This window comes from Vibrio nitrifigilis (assembly GCF_015686695.1).
Taxonomy (GTDB): domain Bacteria; phylum Pseudomonadota; class Gammaproteobacteria; order Enterobacterales; family Vibrionaceae; genus Vibrio; species Vibrio nitrifigilis.
Genome location: NZ_JADPMR010000004.1, coordinates 1,048,487 through 1,067,311 on the forward strand (window position 1 = coordinate 1,048,487; position 18,825 = coordinate 1,067,311).

Consider the following 18,825-nt stretch of genomic DNA (forward strand, 5'->3'; position numbering starts at 1 on the left):
TCGAACTGCACCATTTTGAACCTTCAATCCCTTATCAGACGGTGAATTTACCGGGGTAGTAACGCCCATAAGGACATTTGTCAGCCTTGTACTAAAGCTGACAATTTCATGGGAGAGATTAAAATTTGTCTTATATCAAACAAGACTGAAGTAAAGGCTTATGGTTCAAAGCCATATAAAACAACACTTTGTTTGTGGAATAAGAAATGCATGACACTTGTTTCCTATATAATTACGCTAAGGAAGGCTCTTATGGGACAAGTCGATACGGTGTTACAAGATGCAATACCGCCAATGTTCAGTGACCAAACCTTTTCTCAGATCGTCTCAAACGCTCCGGTTGCGATCAGTATTACCGACCCTAACGGCACTATTTTATTCGTTAATCAGATGTTTTCAGAAATCACCGGCTACACAGCAAGTGAACTGGTCGGGCGGAATTCTTCACTGCTTTCCTATAAGGCAACACCGAAAAGTGTCTACGAAAATTTATGGAATGCAATCAGTACAGGGCATCATTGGCAAGGACAGCTGGTGAATCGCAAAAAAAACGGGCAGCCCTATATCGCTGAAATCTCTATTTCACGGTTTGTCGCCATGAAAGGTGATGTGTGTTACTACGCCATCCACAAAGACATTACCGAAGCGCACCAAACCGTCACTAACTTAAAAAATCAATCGGTCATGTTTGAGGCTGTACTGAATGCCACACCAATTGCCATCACGATGATCGATCAAGATCACAACACCTTATTTAGTAATGCTAAATTCGACAAAATTGGACAAAGTATCAACGGCTCCCCCGTTAAGGAACTGCTGGATAGTTTGAATACCGATTACGGTATCACGTCGATTAACGAATTTATGAAAAATAAAGAACACCGCTATAAAGGCGTTCATATCGAAAATAAAGGAGGAGTACGTGAGCGTTGGTTTGATTATTCGTTAGTAAAAATCCCTGTATCTGACACAACTGCCGATACGTATTTCAAACCTCAAGATGCGTTTTACACCGTCATTACCATCACAGAACGCACGCGAGAAAAACTGCTGGTTGAAGAGCGCCGTATCAACTCGGTCAAATTGATGACCCGCGATAATAAATATGTTCATGCGATGCAAGAAGCGCTGATGGCGACATTGCATCAATTGCAAGGGCCCTTCAATATGATCGATTCCGCCATGAACATTCTAAAGCGCACCAGTCCATCATGTCCTGGGCTCATCGCGATGGATGAAGCGATGGAAACTGCTTTTCGCGCGATGCACGATATCAAACAAGCCATTCCTGAACGCAACAGTGAAGCGTTCCAACCCGTTAATATCAATCAAGTGATCCGCGATGCAACGGCGATTTGTACCGATGAGCTGTTGATGTCATCGACTAAATTAGACTTGATTCTGTCACCTAAACTCAATTCCATCAATGGTATGCCGCACCGGCTTATTTTGACATTAAAACAGTTAATCGATAATGCGGTCGATTCCATTCAAGCGGCCAAGTGTAACGAACGCTCTATTTTGATTACCTCGTACGCGGCTAATGAAGAGACCAAAATCATTGTGGAAGACAGTGGCGGCGGCATTGCCGATGATTTACGTTTGAAAGTATTTCAACCCTTTTTCAGTACCAAACCCAAGCATCAAACCGGATGCCGTGGTATCGGTTTATCGATTGTGCAGCAAGTGCTGAATGAGCATTCAGCGACCATTACGATCTCTGAAAGTGATCACTTGAAGGGTGCGTATATTTGTCTCACCTTCCCTAGCTCTGAATGGTAATGCCTTATGACTGAAGATTTATCTCTCTTAGATTTAGAACGTCAGTTGTTAGCTGCAATGTATCGCATTGCTAGTGTCTTAAATAGCAGTCTCGAATACCAAGACTCAGCTGATAAAGTTCTGCAAATATTGCACGACGATTGCCGGCTGCAATGTGGCCTACTGACTATCCTCGATCAAGATCAACAAACCTTGATCATTAAAGCAGTGCACACACCAACGCCCAATATGGCGGTTGAACAAAAGCGAGCTCACTATAAAGTTGGCGAAGGCATTATTGGCGAAGTATTACGTCAAGGCAGTACCATGGTGGTACGTAACCTCGGTAGTGATATGCGCTTTGCTGATAAATTAGCCTTGTACGATTACGAAAAACCATTTATCTGCGTGCCTCTTAAAGATAGTCGTACTCACCCTATTGGCGCACTCGCTGCACAGCCTCCGATTTTAGATGATCAATACCTGACACTACTCACCAAGTTTATGGAGATGGTGGCAAACTTAGTCGCGCAGAATGTGCAACTGGCATTTAAAGTCGAAAATACCCAAAAACAATTGGTTGATGAACGCGATGGCTTGCGCCGCCAAGTTCGTAATAACTACAGTTTCCGCAATTTAGTCGGCCATACTAAGGTCATGCGGCAAGTCTTTGAGCAAATTCGTTTAGTCTCTCGTTGGGATTCTACCGTGCTGATTCGCGGTGAATCAGGGACAGGGAAAGAGCTCGTCGCTAACGCTATTCACTACAACTCGCCACGAGCGAATAACCCGTTTGTGAAACTCAACTGCGCAGCCCTTCCCGATAATTTATTGGAATCAGAACTGTTTGGTCATGAAAAAGGCGCGTTTACAGGTGCGGTTAAGCAACGCAAAGGACGATTTGAGCTCGCCGACAACGGCACGATTTTCTTAGATGAGATCGGTGAAACCAGCCCAGCGTTTCAGACTAAATTACTGCGCGTATTGCAAGAGAAGGAATTTGAACGAGTGGGCGGCACCAGCACTATATCCGTTAACGTACGTATTGTTGCGGCAACTAACCGTAATTTGGAAGAAGAAGTGGCTAAAGGCGATTTTCGTGAAGATCTGTACTATCGCTTAAACGTCATGCCCATGTATTTACCACCACTGCGTGAACGTGTTCAAGACATTCCTGAACTGGCTGATCACATGATTAAAAAACTTAGCAAAGCCCAACAGCGCAAAATCTCGCTTACCGATCCTGCTGTACGAGTCATGATGGGATACCATTGGCCAGGTAACGTACGAGAAATGGAAAACACCCTTGAACGTGCTTCGGTCTTAAGTGAAGCGGGCGTCATTGAGCCTGAGTTAATTACCTTCTCTCACATGGAATCCACGCCAGCGATGCACACTCCTAGCAGCTCATATCAGGCGATGCCTGCTCAAAGTACGCCTAAACCGGCTACTGAATTACCTAGTGTGTCCAAGGAGCAAAAATTTCATGATGAGCGCGAAATGGTCATTGATGCATTAGAGCGTACAGGCTGGGTAAAAGCGAAAGCCGCTCGATTACTCAATATGACGCCACGCCAAATCGCCTATCGGATTCAAATCATGAATATTGAAATGAAGCAGATCTAATGGCAATGACTGTGATACCCAACTGACTGTTAGTTACTGAGTCAGGGCGTCATCAATCGACACGAGCCAAACCCAATCATGTTACATGGTCGTTTCCTTGCAACATGATTGGGCGCAGAGATAGGCTGGTTGATGAGCTCCCGAATCAGGCTACAGCCATCGATTGAACCTGATGTAAATGATCCACTATTTCTGTAAATGTAGGCCGCTTGGAAAGCTCAATATGTTGGCAATCAGACACTAACTTATTTAATTGAGCCCGCATGGTCGTGTCAATGTCATCACACCGAGCGATTAACTCTTCAAGTAAACAACCAAATGCCCGCACCTCTAGTCGTTGCAAACTCGCAGATTGCTCGGGATCAGACAAATCAATAAAAGAAGCAGCACCATAATCACTTAACAATGCCTCCCCGGTTGGGGTCGTTAATATATTATGCGCGTACAAATCACCGTGCATAATTCCCTGTTGATGGAGATGACAAACGGCCTGTGCAATGGCTCCTATGATGCGAAACAGTTCTACTGTGGTAAATTGCTTATCTGCCGGATACACATCCCTCGTACATGAATCTAGACTAGGCGGACCTGCCAAGTTAACGAACTCTCTGGGTATAAGGTTCATTATGATGCCATCCGTATCTTCAGGATGATTGTCAATCCGCCCAATCGTTTGAGTTAACGCCCGATGTTGACCCGCTTTTATCGTTGCTGCCATCTCACATAAAGGCAAACCATCGCTTGTCATTGCGCCTTTAAATAGTTTGACCGCAACACGATGAACGTCGTTTTTAAGCATCAAATCCGCTTGATAAATCAATCCCGACGCCCCTTCACCGAGTAAAACGTTAGTTGTGACATTATGCCAATCGATCGGCGTCATCTCTGCGGTTAACGCTTGCTGTTCCAACAATTCGACAAAGGGGTTACCAGCGTATGCAAACCACGTTAATTTCGGTAAAGAAAATACCCATTCAGGAAAAGCGTTGAGTCGATTCGCCGACACCCGCATTAACTCCAAACGCTCACATTGTGCTAATGACTCAGGCAAGCGAGACAGCTTATTACCCGCTAACATCAATTTTTGCAATTTATCGCACTGCCCAATACGTTCAGGTAAGACACGAATACAGTTATCTGTCAAAATAAGCCAGCGTAATTGAGGAGGTAATGATTCTGGGGGAACGTCATCGATTTGATTAGATTTGAATCCTATCATGCTGAGCGAGCAGCATTTTCCTAACACCTTAGGCAACTGTGTAAATTGATTTTGCGAACAAAAAATGACTTTTAAATTCGTTAATTGGTCAAGATCATCGGGTAATGATGAAAGTTGATTGCCAGTCAAATCTAAAATTTCTAGCGTGTCAGATAGCGAAAAAATTTCTCGAGGAAAATCCGTTAAACCACAAGCGAGCTTCAAGCGACGCAGACCTTTTAACGATCCAGAGCGTAATTGTTCAAGTGTGTGCATTATCAACCTAATCAAAAAGAACGACGCGAAAAACAAGCGCCTAGAAACAAAACGACTGAATTGTAACGTAACAAGCCGTGTTGAGTCATTCGATTGGCTAAAACGAATCTTTTTCTTTAGAACACCGTTACCGTATACGTTAACCCTCAATTGTCGGGCTCACGACTTAAAACGAACAAACCTGAGCAAAATTTGTTTGTTATTTTTACGACAATTGTTCGTGTCACAATGTTACACCAGCTTTTAAAACAATAAATTTCAATAGGTTAACTTAGGTACAATGTTTGCACTCTGATCCCTATTACTTACACCGGAAAAGAGGTCGACATGGAAAGTCCTTCTCATACAAGCTGTTCAGAGCATTCTAATAACGACAATATTCACCACTTTTTTAGCAAAGATGTCCAAAATCAAATTGCACAGCATCCATGTTATTCAAAGCAAGCCCATCAGTACGCGCGGATGCATTTACCTGTCGCCCCTGCCTGTAATATCCAATGCAATTATTGCAATCGCAAATACGACTGCAGCAACGAATCTCGCCCAGGTGTGGTTTCACAAGTTATGGATACTGCCTACGCATTACGCCAATTCAAAGCGATAAAACGTCGTGCACCAAACTTAACCGTGGTCGGTATCGCTGGGCCTGGTGATGCTCTGGCTAATCCCAAAATGACATTTGCGACATTAGCGCAGATCAAAAATACCGATCCTAAAGCTCAATTATGCATTTCAACCAACGGGTTAGCATTGGAAGAACATGTCGATTCGCTCGTCGAACTCGGTGTGCACCATCTTACTATCACCATTAACTGCACTGATCCTGATGTCGGGGCAAAAATCTATCCTTGGATTTTTCATGATCATCGTCGTATTAAAGGGCGAGAAGCGGCCGAAGTGTTAATCAAACATCAATTTGCAGGTTTACGTAAAGCCGCAGCCGCGGGGCTTTTAGTGAAAGTGAATACCGTATTAATTCCTGGTGTAAACGATGAACATATCCAAGAAGTAGCCGAAGCCGTCAAAGCCAATGGTGCATTGTTACATAACATTATGCCGCTCATATCGGACCCGAGCCACGGTACTTATTTTGGACTGAGCGGCCAACGTGGCCCAACCGATGATGAGCTGCAACAAGCTCGACAAAACTCAGGCAGTTTCATGCCACAGATGACGCATTGCCAACAATGCCGTGCCGACGCAGTCGGAATGCTAGCGGATAATCATGGTACACAAGGCTGCTCTTCACATCACGATGATGAGGCCGCGACGACTGTAGACAAACCCCATAATGCCTCAGAACAACCCACTCAAGAAAAACCTTATTTGGTCGCAGTAGCCAGTGATGGTAGCGAGCACATTACGACTCACTTTGGCCACGCGGTTCAATTTGAAATTTATCAATATAGCAGTGAGCAGCAGCAATTCTTACTGCGTGAAAAACGCGATGTGGGTCTTTATTGTAAAGGTAAGTCCGACTGCCCAGATGAGGAAGAAAAGAACGCTGTTATTGAAACGGTCGCTGATTGCCAAGTATTACTTTGTTCAAGAATTGGCATAACACCATGGCGAGAACTGGAAAAACGCGGGGTGACACCAAATATCGATTTTGCCTTTAAACCAATTGTCGATGCTCTTCTTTACCTTGCTAAAGAATTCAACGCAGAACCTTCTATCAAGCCACAATCAACTGAACGGAGAGAACTGCTATGAGTTTTGCCATTACCGATAAGTGCGTGGGATGCCACGCCTGCTTTCTTGTTTGCCCGAATCATGCTGTTTACCAAGACCCCGAGGTATCCCGACAATTTCGTATTCATCCCAAACGCTGTGATCAATGCGAAGGCCACTATGAAGAATCACAATGTGCGAGTATTTGTCCCGTTGAAGAAGCCATTGTTGATGGGTTTAAGCATCCTTTAAATCCGGTGGGAAGTTTGCAACCAGAACAAATTGGGAGGGATTCATGATCAATGTGTATGAACAATATTGGTACCCAATTATTAACAGTTTCCATCATGGTGAAACCGCACTGACACCTCATATAGGCTTGAGCACCGCAGAATACACCGCGTTAGCCGATACCGTGGCGTTACCGCCCATAGACACTCAAGACTTACCGCAATATTCTGCCATTACTTTACGCGACGAACTTCTGAGCATGCGTGAGGACGAATTAAACGACTTAACCGATCTACTCACTGATTTTATGAATACTAATCAGCCTTACGCTGAGCAAATGGCGAAGGTGATAGCGGTTGCCAGCATGGGAAGCCAACACCTGTGGAAAGATTTAGGCATGCCTGAGCGCCCTCGCCTCAGTCAACTGTTTCACGATTATTTTCCGCAACTGCACGCCTTAAATAACCGCAACATGCGCTGGAAGCGATTTCTTTATCGCCAAATGTGTGAACGCGGTGGAGACTACGTCTGTCGCTCGCCTAGCTGCGAAACCTGCACCAGTTACAATGAATGTTTCGGTGATGAAGTGTAATAAAAATATAATTGTCGATCTTCTTGCCTTGTCGTTCAGACAAGAAAATCGACAACATTTACTTTTTCCCAAGAGTCGATAAATAATCTTTTGGGGTTAAGCCAAACCTTTGCTGGAAACGCTGCGAAAATCTCACATCAGATAAATATCCACACTTTTCGGACAGTATCAAAATATCATTAAGGCCATTTTGCATTAAATGGAGTGCATGATTAAGGCGAACTTCTCGCAAAATTTCTTTAAACTGATATCCCTCAATTTTCAAACGCCTAATTAATGTTGCTCGACTGATAAAAAATCTCTCAGAAACAGACTCTATTGTGTGATTGATACCAGGAGAGGTTGACAAATAACGTTTAACTCTATGATTAAATTTGAAGTCTTCTCCTTTAAACAACAAAGGTAGAACGCCGTATTCGGCTAATTGTTGGTACAATCCTAATAGAAAATATCGCTGGCTTTGCTTATCAATTGCTTTGGTATCTAAATGAAATAATGCATTTAGAATAGAGTTTAAACTAGGTGTCATTCTGATAACCGGATTTTCAGTTTTTTGTTGTTTCTTTATTCCTAATTCCACTATTGAATCTGGTGGTTGATAATTGAAACTAAAAAATCTCGAAGAAAAATAATTTTCACTTGGCATATTCTCAAAACTCACCGTTAAACTGTTATCAACAAGTAACAGAGATGAAGCACCGATATCAATGTAACTATCTCTCCAAAACAGTCGCTTTTTACCCGATAAAACTTGGACAATACTTGGAGAATGAATCGCCACATTCCTTACTTTTTGTAGTCTATGAGCGTTGAATGTAGAGATCTCGAATTGATTCACAAAACACCTTCATAATAATTTAATTCAATTTTTGGTATAAGTGGTTGTTATAACAGCTTTACTAATGGCTAACTTATTCAACATAAACCCAATCAAAGCTGGTGTAACTCCGTCTCCAACATCTAATTTTTGCGTAGGTAAGGCCCACACCGTAAATGTATATCGATGCATACCATTACCTTTTGGTGGGCATGCTCCTCCATAATTACGTAAGCCAAAATCATTACGAATAGCGATACCTCCCCATTTACTGACATCTACCCCCCTCGGGATCACCTTTGCATCTTTTGATAAGTTAATGACTACCCAATGCCAAAACCCACTGCCAGTTGGGGCATCAGGGTCATAAAGAGTAATAGCAAAGCTTTTTGTACCCAATGGCACGTCATGAATCCTTAACTCTGGGGACAAATTATCTCCATGACACCCCAAACCAGAATTAACAAAAATATTCGCTAATGGTTTCCCCTCTTCAATATCTGCACTTGATATTGAAAATGCGTGACTAGAAAGACTAAAAAAGATAGAAAAGCACAGTAAGGTTATTTTTTTGGTGAACATAAAACTCTCCTCTAAGATTAGAGAATAATTTACTAGTACACCGATGCTAAATTCTTACTAAAAGTATTAAATGTATCTAATTTTTATACATATGTAATACTTTTAGCTTACATAAAATACAAAAGCCCTTCAATGAAGGGCTTTACGATAGCAAAAGAACAAAATTAGTCTTGAGGTCCGGTACCACCGTCAACTTCATCGCCAAGGTCGTCAGCGTCATCTAAGGTGTAATCATACATATCAATATCAGAGAAGACTGTTGCGCCATCATCAATATATTGTGATGTAGCAGAAACACCTGTGTAAGTGTTACCAGATGCACTGAAGTAAGCATCACCAATATTCCATTGTGGACGCGCACTGTTTTCGAAGTAGTTATTTTCTACTAGGATTTGCGCACTGTCATCACCACCAATAGAGAAGTAAGTGATATCTTTCCAATAGTTATTGAATAAGTGAACTCGTGCATCTTCCCCTTCAATTTTAGGGTTACGTCCAGCTGCCGTGTCCCAGAAATTATGGTGGAAAGTCACTTGTGAATCTTGGACTAAGTTAGTGTACCAGTGTTGATCAGCACAAACTTCTGCGTTGTAACCGTAGAAACGGTTCCAACTTGCCGTTACGTTTTGGCTATTATCAATATCTAAATAACCATCACTGATTTTGCTGAAGGCGACGTGGTCAACCCAAACGTGGCTACTATCATCAACCGTAATACCATCCCCTGCTTCTACTAACGATGGGTTGATGTTTGAGATAGTAAGGTTTTGAATAATCACGTTTTCAACGCCACTCAAGTATAAGTTCGCTCCGATGATCTTAGAAGAGCTTCCCAAACCGACTAACGTTTTATTTGACTGAACATAAATGGTGGTGTCATTACGCGTAACAGACACCGTGTCGTCTGAGGTACTCGCGGCAAAATCGCTACAAGTTTGCGCACTGGTCGGTACTCGATACCACGTTTTTCCATCATCATTCCAATAAGAACAATCGAGCGCACAGGCTTGTACAGTACGATCTGATGTACGACAATCAATCGAGGTATCAGCAACTTGAATCACTTCAGCATCACTGGATTCAAGTGCTGAAGTGAGTGCACTACAACTTGATACTGTGACAGTACTACCCGCTGCACCACCTGTGGTAGTAGATAATCCATCATCACCAGATTGTGATGCAAAACCAACAAGATCTTCGTCGCTAGATGAGTCACCACAAGTACCTGAAACTGGGTTGATATACCAACGTTGAGAACTTTCAGATTCATCTTCATTTTGGTAAACATTTGAACCGTTAGTTGAACCGGCAACAGTAAGGGAGAGTGAAGAGTTCTTGTTGACGATTTTAAACCCACCATCAGATTGAACTTTTAACTCCCAACGTTGGTTGTCTCCATCCCAATCAGTGTAGGTATCAACATTCGCTCCATTAGAGGTAGAAGAGTCCAATACTTCAACTAACATGCTGTTATACACAGACTTAATTTCCCAATAATTGTCACTTTGCTTAGTCAGCACAAACTTTTGGTTACTTGGCTCCCATGCCTCATAAGTGATCACATTCGGCACACTGCTGGTGTCATTCGTGTTCACATCTAGAGCCTGACCAGACCCTTTATTAATGATGTAGTAGGTGTCACCCGACGTTGGAGTTGTTGAACAGTTTTCTGCAAAAGCAGATGCACTCATCAGGGTAAAAGCAACGACTAAGCTTTGCTTCCACCATGATTTACCGTGTAAAAATTTCATTTTATAACTCCTAAAATCCCTATATAGATAAAAAGAAATATTTTTCGAATGAGAATATTGCCGAAATATCCTATTCAAAATCACTTTTAAAATATGAAATATCGTTTTAGTTCGATATTTCAGCAGCCATAATAGAAAATAAGTTTGATATAAAACTAGGACGGACAACTTAAATAGTAGAATTGCTCCCAATAAAAATGTCAAATTTCGTTAAGGGACAATATAAAGGACAAAGATGGTCATATAATGACCATCTCATTTATCGATCTGATATAAGCAGGGCAGAGAAAGATTAATACATTGAAAATATCTATACCCAAATGACCTCAAGATGCAGGATTCAGAGCTTCATCAACGAGCCTAGGTCAAGCTCAATCACGGCAGGAATGGTCATTCCCTTTTAACGTGATTGGGCGTAGAAATAGGTTTGTTGATGAGCTCCCAAAGGGCGAGTTTTATTCGCTCCTAGGCTGTGTTACTGATTTTTAACGTAGAATGACTATGTCTTCAAATCAGAGCCTTGCCTAAGAGCGAATACATTCTCGCTGAAACAGCATATTGAGGTTACTTGGGTATAATGTCATTTTATGTATAGTATCTAAAGATTAACCTCATTAGAGTGAATTATTTTTACACCTGCAGCGTGCATTTCTGCGATTGCCTGTTCGTCATCACCAGGCTGCATGTTGACTCCTCGACATGCATCTTTAATTAGGTAGGTATTAAAATTTAATGAAATAGCATCTAATGCCGTAAATTTAACGCAATAGTCCGTGGCTAATCCGACAATATAAATGGTATCGATATCACAACTACGTAAATAATCTTCTAATCCTGTTTGTTGTAAGCGTTGATTATCAAAAAAACCACTGTAACTATCTATATTCGGATTTGTACCTTTATAAATAGTCTGTGCAATAAACTCTGAATTCAAACCGGGAATAAAATCAGCTCCATGACTTTCTTGAATACAATGATCTGGCCACATTACCTGTTCAAACCCATTTAACGTTATCATGCTACCTATAGGTTGATTGTTTGCTGATGCAAAACTAGCATGACCTTTAGGGTGCCAGTCTTTCGTTGCAATCACATGATCAAAAAGTGGCAGTAGTGAATTGATTACAGGCACAATACGATCCCCTTCAGGAACCGCTAACGCTCCGCCAGGGGCAAAATCATTTTGGACATCAACTAAAATTAAAGCCTTACTCATCGAGACTATCCCTTTTCTTCGGTATATTTGATACGTTACTGTAACACGACTTGATTACGACCGCGTCGTTTCGCCGCATAAAGCGCTTTATCGGCTCGAGTAAACAAGCTCTTACGATCATCACTTAATTCGAATTCACTGACGCCAACACTCACGGTGTAATGCGGCAAATCATCTTTTTCGCTCGCTTCTATACTCTTTCGGATTCGCTCCGCAACCTGACAACCTGCTTGACCATTTTGCATGGGTAAAATAACGGCGAACTCTTCCCCTCCTATACGAAATAGTTGGTCAGTTGAACGCAATGATTCACTGATTACGGTAGGCAGATGTTGCAACACTTTATCCCCAGCCAAATGTCCGAAGGTATCGTTTATTTTCTTAAAAAAATCAATATCCATAATAAGAATACTGAAAGGAGCACCACGGCGACCCAGCTCTACGTGCATCGCTAACTGTTCATCCCATTTATGCCGATTGTATGCACCGGTTAACTTATCGCGCGTAGCGAGCTTTAATAGTTGTTTTTCTACCTGTTCACGGTTTTCTATTTCATCTGCTAAACGCAGCATCATCTGTTTTAAATCAAGTTCTAATTCACTCAGTTCATCCATTGCAGGTTGCATTTCAGGCTTGGGTAATTGGGTCTCGATTGTTAAAGAATGTTCAAGCTGTTTTAGTGAGCCTTGCATGCGGCGAATTCGACGCTGGAAAAAACGAACGATGTAATAAGTGAGCAATAGTCCCAGAACCGTTGCGCACACACCCAGTGCGATATTAATCCAGAAAAATTCCCTTTCATGTTTTTCGGTATATTGACTGGTGTGAGCGGTTAATTTTTGCAATTCATCTGAAATATCTTTGACCGAATGTTCTAGAGACAGCGCAAGCTGTTCTAACTGCTTTTTCTCCTGAATGGTGCTCTGGTGATGGCGCAACACGTTGCCCAATTTAACTTCAAATTGCTCACTTTTTTCTTGAAATTGTTCAATTTGTTTAAGTAGCTGTCGATGTTGGCCTTTAGCAAATCGAATGTGGTTCTTCTCTAGGTTATCCATAATAAGTGAGACAGCTTGATCGAGAAGCTGTTTAAGCTGCTGTTTTTGATAGGCATACTCTTGATCAGGTGTCAGTTTGCCATGATTTTGCTTAAGCTTAAATTGTTCAAATAAAATGTGCTGCTCTAGCTGCAGCATCTCGATACGCCCCATAATTTGGTTTAAAGGAACGTCAATGTAAGCCACTTCTTTCATCTCACTATCAATGACTTTTAGCTTATATATTGAAAACGAGATAACGCATAAAAGTGTCGCAAGCAGCAACATAAATAGGGAACCAATACGATGGCTTAGAGATGATTTATACCAATCCACGATACTCATACAATCACTTTTTCTTTTCAAAACACACGATTATCACGGCGCTTATTGTCTCACATTCAAGAACACTAATATATGTACAAGTGATCTCAATTTTTTCAACGACCTAATACCGACCATAACGCATTTTCTATCGCGGTATCATTTTTTATACGGTTCATCACTCCAATAGATACAAAACTAAAAAGAGAGCCGACAGCTCTCTTTTAAAGTGACAGGTGATAAGCACAATGATTATTTTTGCTTCACTATTGGATAATCGCCATTGACCAGTTCTTGGACAAAGGCGGATCCCTGACCACTGTGGGTAATCCACACTTTTTCCTTGGCGCGAGTCATCGCGACGTAAAACAAGCGACGTTCTTCTGCATAAGGATAGTCATCATTATTGTGTGACAATACACCATCAAGATGCACGGCTTTGACTTTCGCTGGAAACTGCCCTTCGTCCACGTTAAGAATAATGACATAATTCGCTTCTTTACCTTTACTGGCATGACACGTCATAAAATCAATTCGCAACGATAAATAACGGTTTTGCCAATCCTTTAGCAATTCTGGCTTATGGTAGTGATTACGGCCAAGCAGTAGTAAAGTTTTTAGGCCATCCGCTTTGCGATTAAGCTGATCAATAATCTTCTCTACATTGTGGCTAGGTGCAACGTAAACCGCTTTCTGTTTCTGCGACTTATAGCTATTGAGCGTTTTGGGCAACTGATTCGGGTTTTGCTGAATAAACTGATTGGCCACATTGGCAATCTGCTCATTGAAACGGTATGTCGTATCGAGATGATGTATGGTTGACTGAGGGAAACGAGCAGCAAACCCTGTAGTCAAATTGACATCAGAACCAGCAAACTGGTAAATGGCCTGCCAATCATCCCCCACAGCAAACAAGTTACACGAACCGGTTTTTTGCTCACATAGCGACTGGATCAGTTCTAAACGTTGCGGCGAAATATCTTGATATTCATCGACCATAATAAATTTCCATGGCGATGGGAATTTCCCCTTCTGTACGTATTGAGCAGCGCGGCTAATCATGATGTTAAAGTCGATTTGATCTTCATCTTTCAGCATTTTTTGCCAGTCACGAAAGCACGGCCAACATAAATTCAACTCGCTGTTCAAACGGGCATATTCTTCATGATCAACGATACGCTCCTGAAGTTCTTTTTTCTTAATATTGAGCATTGAAAGCTGATCAATTTGCTTAACCAACCAAGCAATTAATTTGGGGTTTTCAACATGACTACCTAGCTCATCATCACCGGTAATATAGGCAATAGGCCATTTTGATAGATGTTGCTGCCAACGCTTAAAGTTGGTATCAGTCATCCAGTGACGCTTAAGCCAATCAATACACCACGCTGTACGCTGGTTATCATCAAGTGCCAAAGGTGACAAAGCAACACTGCCCCCTTCAACTCGATTAATGATATTGAGCCCCAATTGATGGAAGGTATTTACTCTCACACCTTGCGTTCTCTCCCCCACTTTTTCTTGGATCCGCTGTTCCATTTCCTGTGCGGCATCTTTGCCAAACGCCACCAGCAAAATATCTTCTGGATGAGCCAACCCACTTTGCAGTAAGTACGCAACGCGTGCAGTCAATACACTGGTTTTACCTGAGCCCGCGCCTGCTAACACTAAATTATGATCATCATTGAGTAATACCGCCTGCTGCTGCGTATTATTCATTGGTGAAGACTCAATATTTGCAAAGAGTGGTTGCCATCGTTCTTGCTCATCACCAAGCCAAGCTTGGTTGCGCTCATATAAGGTTTCAGACGTATTTAACAGCCAAGGCAACAGTGGTTCCATAGCCTCTGGTAAACGTTGGTGTGTTTCTTCGATAGTGGCCCCAATGCTATCCAGATCGCTAAGCACCCGGGTTACCCAACTTTCTGTTAATGAATGGGGAAGGAATGAAGGCAAGTTACCGATACTTAAGAGTTCTTCTCGCCAACGTGGTAGATATTCGCTGAGCTTCTCACATTGGAGATCATGCCAGCGCTGATAATCGGTCACTAAATACTCAGCAAAATCGCGGCATTGTGGCCAAGGAAGTCCTTGAACTAACCATGAACGCTGCACGCCCTCTTCTTCATGGGCATAGAATTGCATCGAGCCCCAAATGAGACCATGATTAACGCGTACGCATCCATTCCAAATATGATAAGGAATACGCTCTTCAGTTTGATGAGATGAGAGCACAATAAGCTCTTTCTCAAGTGACACTTGATGATATTCGTCAGAAATAAAAAACTGTGCAGTCTTATTCGCACTCAGCTGCATTGAAATAAACTCTCTCATTGTATTCGCGGCTCATCATACCTTAATCATATCGGAGAATGAAAAGTTAATGTCAATACTTTAAAATCAAAGAAATTTCTCACTTTTATTCATCTTGATCAGGTTGTTAGTTACCGCATCTGGTACACTTTCAACTTTGCAATTACGACCATTGAACAACGTGCAGATATCAAATCGACTTAGGCTCTACTGGGCCAATAAAACTTTCAACTATAGCGCCCTGATTCTTGTGACACTTCTCGGGGTGGTCATCCCTTGCTGGATGTACAGTCTCAACACTTGGGTCACACCGTTGATCTTAGGCGTGATCGCTGCGGCTTTATCGGAACGGGACGATAATTTCTCTGGCCGCCTAAAAGCCATCACCATGACGTTTATCTGCTTTGCGATCGCTTCATTTTCGATAGAGATTTTATTTGATCACCCCATCTTATTCTCGATCGGATTATTTGTTTCAACATTTGGCTTTATTATGCTTGGTGCTATCGGCTCGCGCTACGCATCGATAGCCTTCGCATCTCTACTGCTTGCGGTTTACACCATGCTCGGTGCAGACCAAAGTACCAATATTTGGTTTCAGCCAGTATTACTGCTCATTGGTACTGCTTGGTATTTCTTTATATCAATGCTTTGGTATAGCTTTTGGCCAATGCAGCCTGTGCAGCAAAACTTAGCTAACGTATTTTTACAACTAGGTCATTATCTCGATGCTAAGGCATTGATGTTCCATCCCACATCACAATTTACTCCACAGCCTCATCGCATCAGTGAAGCACAACTAAACAGCGCAACCGTCTCTGCTTTGAACCAATGCAAAGCCATCTTTTTAACTCGAGCAAAACGCGGACATGTCGACAGTGCCAGTGATCACTATCTAAGCATTTATTTTCTAGCACAAGATATCCACGAAAGAGCAAGTTCGACACACTATCGTTACCAAGAGTTAGCTCAGCACTTTGGTCGCTCTGATATCCTATTTCGCTTTAAATCTTTATTGCAAGCTCAGGCCGATGCCTGCCGTGAAGTGGCCCAGTGTATTCGTTTAGGCCAAGACTACGAACACCAAGGCGATTCAGCCTTAGCTTTAGATGAGCTGCAACAGTCTCTTGATTATCTTAAGCAGCAACAGCGTCCCGAATGGCGTTCGCTACTTGCACAACTTGGTTATCTATTTACTAACTTAATGACCGTCGAGAAGCAACTGACCAATATTGCGACCCCCAACATAGATAAACTCGAAGAGGAAGTTTTAGAGGACACCGAACCCCACACGATTAAAACCATGTGGAACCGTGTAAAATCAAATTTAAATCGTGATTCACTATTGTTTCGCCATGCATTACGCATGTCGATAGCGCTAACGCTTGGTTATATTATTTTACAAATCCTGGGGTTAGAACGTGGCTATTGGATTTTGCTGACGACACTTTTTGTCTGCCAGCCAAACTACGCAGCGACACGACAAAAAATCACCTCGCGCATTATTGGAACCCTCGCTGGTTTATTGATTGGCGTAATGCTACTCACGCTTTTCCCTTCACAAGAAAGTCAGTTAGCCTTTATTGTCATTTCAGGGGTGATGTTCTTTGCCTTTAGGCTCAATAACTATGGTTTTGCTACTGGCTTTATTACCGTGTTGGTTCTGTTCTGCTTTAATCAGTTAGGCCAAGGCTTCGCCGTTGTACTACCAAGATTAGCCGATACATTGATCGGCTGTGCTCTGGCTGTTGGTGCTGTGGCTTACATTCTCCCGGATTGGCATGCCAAACGGTTACATAAAGTCATGGCAGATGCGATCGTCGCCAATAAGGAATATTTAGACCAGATCATTGCTCAATACCGTATTGGGAAAAAAGACAGCCTCAGTTACCGTATCGCAAGACGTAATGCACATAATCAAGATGCGGCATTAGCTGCTGCAGTCAATAATATGTTGGCCGAACCTGGCAAATATCGCTCTGCCACCGATGAGAGCTTTCGCTTTGTCACGCTCAATCACGCAATGCTAAGCTATACTTCAGCGCTTGGAGCGCATCGTACTCGTATTGATTCCAACGTACACAAATTGGTACTCGATTCACACCGAGTGATTCATCAGCACTTGGATGTACTATATCAACAGTTATTTACTCATTGTGAACAATGCGATACGTCCAATATCGAAGACGCAGGAATTGAACAGAAATTAGCAGAATGGCATGAAGACAGTGAAGGCAATGCTCACTTAGTGCTGCAGCAATTACATTTGATCTATCGAATGCTACCAGAATTACACTCTTTGGCTGACAAATTTGCCGTACGAGTCGGTTAAGCACTTTGAAAGGCGTCTAATTCATCGCAAGTAGGCGCCAACTCCTTTCCAGCATAACATACCAACCCGAAGCTCTTTTTGATAATAAACTCAATCATATAGAGACATAATCTTGAAAATTTCAGAGTGTTTCACTTTTAAGATTTATCGATACTTACCATCAATTAGCGCTTTTCTTACATTGTACGGACATTTTTTAAGCAACTTTTTATAGTATGATAACTCTAAATAGTTAGAACATAGACTTTGGTTTGAAGAGTTAGACACGGATACATTCAAATATAATATATTGATTATATTAACTAATTAACTAAATCCTTGGCTTCACTACTCAAACATCAGAGTCATAATTTTAGTGGCTCCCACATTCTACAGGGAATGGTGAGAAAGTATTAACCTGTTAGCTTATTCAATGTAAGTGTAGTCCATGACAAAGCTAAACACAGAAAAGTTGCGAAAAATGGCCAGTTCAGAATACTCGCCCACATTACAGAGCCCAATGGTGTTGTTTGGAGGCAAGCGAATGTCGAGCGCACAATTTGAAACGATGAAAGAGCAGTTAAAAATGCTGACTCCTCAACAATTACGTTCACTACAAGGAGAGATTAACCAATCTCTTGAAACAACTGCGAAAGATATTCTCAGTGATGAAGAACGTAATATGTTATCGAGTTTATTCTCCTAATTTTTGTGAGATAAATAGTCGTCTAACTTGATTAAAAAACGTACAAGAATTAAGCTTAGAACAAATAGAGGTGATGTGTATGACAGTTTCATCCGTTAGTACAGGTAACAATGGTTATGCCATCCTACAAAAATCGAGAGAGATGGCAGACTCTGCTGCCAAAGATCTGCAACAAGCTCAAGCATTAGAGCAACAAGATGCTTTGAAGTTTAATAAAGCGAGTGAAGCTCGCAAAGAAGCAGATGCACAAGAGCGTTCTCGTGAGAGACACCATCCCGATACTGTTGATTCCTTGACTAAACTGAATCAAGCACAACAATATAACCGCGCAGGCGTTTCCGTTATTCAGCGTGAACGCGATATGCTCGGAAGCATGCTTGACTTGAGAGTCTAGCAAGACAAGTTCGGATAAA

At 42.0% G+C, this 18,825-nt stretch carries 15 protein-coding genes; 8 read left to right on the forward strand and 7 right to left on the reverse strand.

Annotation, left to right across the window (positions count from 1 at the left end; genetic code table 11):
• Positions 1–252 precede the first annotated feature (252 nt).
• On the forward strand, positions 253–1,782 hold the full coding sequence (nifL, locus tag I1A42_RS21125) for a nitrogen fixation negative regulator NifL (protein WP_196124867.1): 1,530 nt from the start codon (positions 253–255) through the stop codon (positions 1,780–1,782).
• Between the two features lie 6 nt (positions 1,783–1,788).
• Positions 1,789–3,387, forward strand: coding sequence for a nif-specific transcriptional activator NifA (gene nifA, locus I1A42_RS21130; protein ID WP_161158324.1), 1,599 nt, complete (start codon positions 1,789–1,791; stop codon positions 3,385–3,387).
• Positions 3,388–3,532: 145 nt separating this feature from the next.
• On the opposite strand, the gene I1A42_RS21135 is transcribed toward nifA, so the two are convergent.
• The gene (locus I1A42_RS21135; protein ID WP_196124869.1) at positions 3,533–4,861 is read right to left on the reverse strand and encodes a leucine-rich repeat-containing protein kinase family protein; all 1,329 of its coding nucleotides are present in this window, start codon (positions 4,859–4,861) and stop codon (positions 3,533–3,535) included.
• 327 nt (positions 4,862–5,188) lie between these two features.
• On the opposite strand from I1A42_RS21135, the gene nifB reads away from it, so the two are divergent.
• Genes nifB through I1A42_RS21150 form a run of 3 tightly spaced genes read left to right on the forward strand, consistent with a single transcriptional unit; the run spans position 5,189 to position 7,355 of the window.
• A complete protein-coding gene (gene nifB, locus I1A42_RS21140) occupies positions 5,189–6,574 on the forward strand; it encodes a nitrogenase cofactor biosynthesis protein NifB (protein ID WP_196124872.1) in 1,386 nt (461 codons plus the stop codon).
• Entirely contained in the window at positions 6,571–6,831 is a 261-nt protein-coding gene (locus I1A42_RS21145) for a 4Fe-4S dicluster domain-containing protein (RefSeq protein WP_161158327.1), read from the forward strand. Before nifB ends, I1A42_RS21145 begins: the two co-directional genes overlap by 4 nt.
• Positions 6,828–7,355, forward strand: coding sequence for a nitrogen fixation protein NifQ (locus I1A42_RS21150; RefSeq protein WP_196124874.1), 528 nt, complete (start codon positions 6,828–6,830; stop codon positions 7,353–7,355). The genes I1A42_RS21145 and I1A42_RS21150 overlap by 4 nt, the downstream gene beginning before the upstream one ends.
• 58 nt (positions 7,356–7,413) lie before the next feature.
• Here the strand turns inward: I1A42_RS21150 and I1A42_RS21155 are convergent, their stop codons facing one another.
• The 6 genes from I1A42_RS21155 to helD form a co-directional block, all read right to left on the reverse strand.
• Positions 7,414–8,136: an AraC family transcriptional regulator gene (locus tag I1A42_RS21155; RefSeq protein WP_329604858.1), complete on the reverse strand. Its 723-nt coding sequence runs from the start codon at positions 8,134–8,136 to the stop codon at positions 7,414–7,416.
• 81 nt (positions 8,137–8,217) lie between these two features.
• The gene (locus I1A42_RS21160) at positions 8,218–8,754 is read right to left on the reverse strand and encodes a YbhB/YbcL family Raf kinase inhibitor-like protein (RefSeq protein WP_161158330.1); all 537 of its coding nucleotides are present in this window, start codon (positions 8,752–8,754) and stop codon (positions 8,218–8,220) included.
• A gap of 164 nt (positions 8,755–8,918) precedes the next feature.
• Complete coding sequence (locus tag I1A42_RS21165; protein ID WP_161157040.1) at positions 8,919–10,505, reverse strand: RICIN domain-containing protein; 1,587 nt, start codon at positions 10,503–10,505, stop codon at positions 8,919–8,921.
• 598 nt (positions 10,506–11,103) lie between these two features.
• Positions 11,104–11,721 (reverse strand): bifunctional nicotinamidase/pyrazinamidase, encoded by a 618-nt coding sequence (gene pncA / locus I1A42_RS21170; RefSeq protein ID WP_161157039.1) that lies wholly within the window; start codon positions 11,719–11,721, stop codon positions 11,104–11,106.
• Positions 11,722–11,756: 35 nt separating this feature from the next.
• A complete protein-coding gene (locus I1A42_RS21175; protein ID WP_161157038.1) occupies positions 11,757–13,103 on the reverse strand; it encodes a GGDEF domain-containing protein in 1,347 nt (448 codons plus the stop codon).
• 231 nt (positions 13,104–13,334) lie between these two features.
• Complete coding sequence (gene helD / locus I1A42_RS21180; protein WP_196125706.1) at positions 13,335–15,398, reverse strand: DNA helicase IV; 2,064 nt, start codon at positions 15,396–15,398, stop codon at positions 13,335–13,337.
• A 178-nt stretch (positions 15,399–15,576) separates the two neighbouring features.
• Between helD and yccS the strand changes: the two genes are divergently transcribed.
• From yccS to I1A42_RS21195, 3 genes are all read left to right on the forward strand, one after another.
• Positions 15,577–17,727, forward strand: a complete 2,151-nt coding sequence (gene yccS / locus I1A42_RS21185) for a YccS family putative transporter (protein ID WP_161157037.1) — start codon at positions 15,577–15,579, stop codon at positions 17,725–17,727.
• Positions 17,728–18,154: 427 nt separating this feature from the next.
• Positions 18,155–18,412, forward strand: a complete 258-nt coding sequence (locus I1A42_RS21190; protein ID WP_230389909.1) for a hypothetical protein — start codon at positions 18,155–18,157, stop codon at positions 18,410–18,412.
• A gap of 79 nt (positions 18,413–18,491) precedes the next feature.
• Positions 18,492–18,806, forward strand: a complete 315-nt coding sequence (locus I1A42_RS21195) for a hypothetical protein (protein ID WP_161157036.1) — start codon at positions 18,492–18,494, stop codon at positions 18,804–18,806.
• The last annotated feature ends 19 nt before the right edge of the window (positions 18,807–18,825 follow it).

Bases quoted from the DNA above. Each gene is read 5' to 3' on its own strand.
- I1A42_RS21150 (WP_196124874.1), top strand. From the start codon at position 6,828: ATGATCAATGTGTATGAACAATATTGGTACCCAATTATTAACAGTTTC.
- I1A42_RS21195 (WP_161157036.1), top strand. From the start codon at position 18,492: ATGACAGTTTCATCCGTTAGTACAGGTAACAATGGTTATGCCATCCTA.
- nifL (WP_196124867.1), top strand. From the start codon at position 253: ATGGGACAAGTCGATACGGTGTTACAAGATGCAATACCGCCAATGTTC.
- nifB (WP_196124872.1), top strand. From the start codon at position 5,189: ATGGAAAGTCCTTCTCATACAAGCTGTTCAGAGCATTCTAATAACGAC.
- I1A42_RS21165 (WP_161157040.1), bottom strand. From the start codon at position 10,505: ATGAAATTTTTACACGGTAAATCATGGTGGAAGCAAAGCTTAGTCGTT.
- pncA (WP_161157039.1), bottom strand. From the start codon at position 11,721: ATGAGTAAGGCTTTAATTTTAGTTGATGTCCAAAATGATTTTGCCCCT.
- I1A42_RS21175 (WP_161157038.1), bottom strand. From the start codon at position 13,103: ATGAGTATCGTGGATTGGTATAAATCATCTCTAAGCCATCGTATTGGT.
- helD (WP_196125706.1), bottom strand. From the start codon at position 15,398: ATGCAGCTGAGTGCGAATAAGACTGCACAGTTTTTTATTTCTGACGAA.
- nifA (WP_161158324.1), top strand. From the start codon at position 1,789: ATGACTGAAGATTTATCTCTCTTAGATTTAGAACGTCAGTTGTTAGCT.
- I1A42_RS21135 (WP_196124869.1), bottom strand. From the start codon at position 4,861: ATGCACACACTTGAACAATTACGCTCTGGATCGTTAAAAGGTCTGCGT.
- I1A42_RS21145 (WP_161158327.1), top strand. From the start codon at position 6,571: ATGAGTTTTGCCATTACCGATAAGTGCGTGGGATGCCACGCCTGCTTT.
- I1A42_RS21190 (WP_230389909.1), top strand. From the start codon at position 18,155: ATGACAAAGCTAAACACAGAAAAGTTGCGAAAAATGGCCAGTTCAGAA.
- I1A42_RS21160 (WP_161158330.1), bottom strand. From the start codon at position 8,754: ATGTTCACCAAAAAAATAACCTTACTGTGCTTTTCTATCTTTTTTAGT.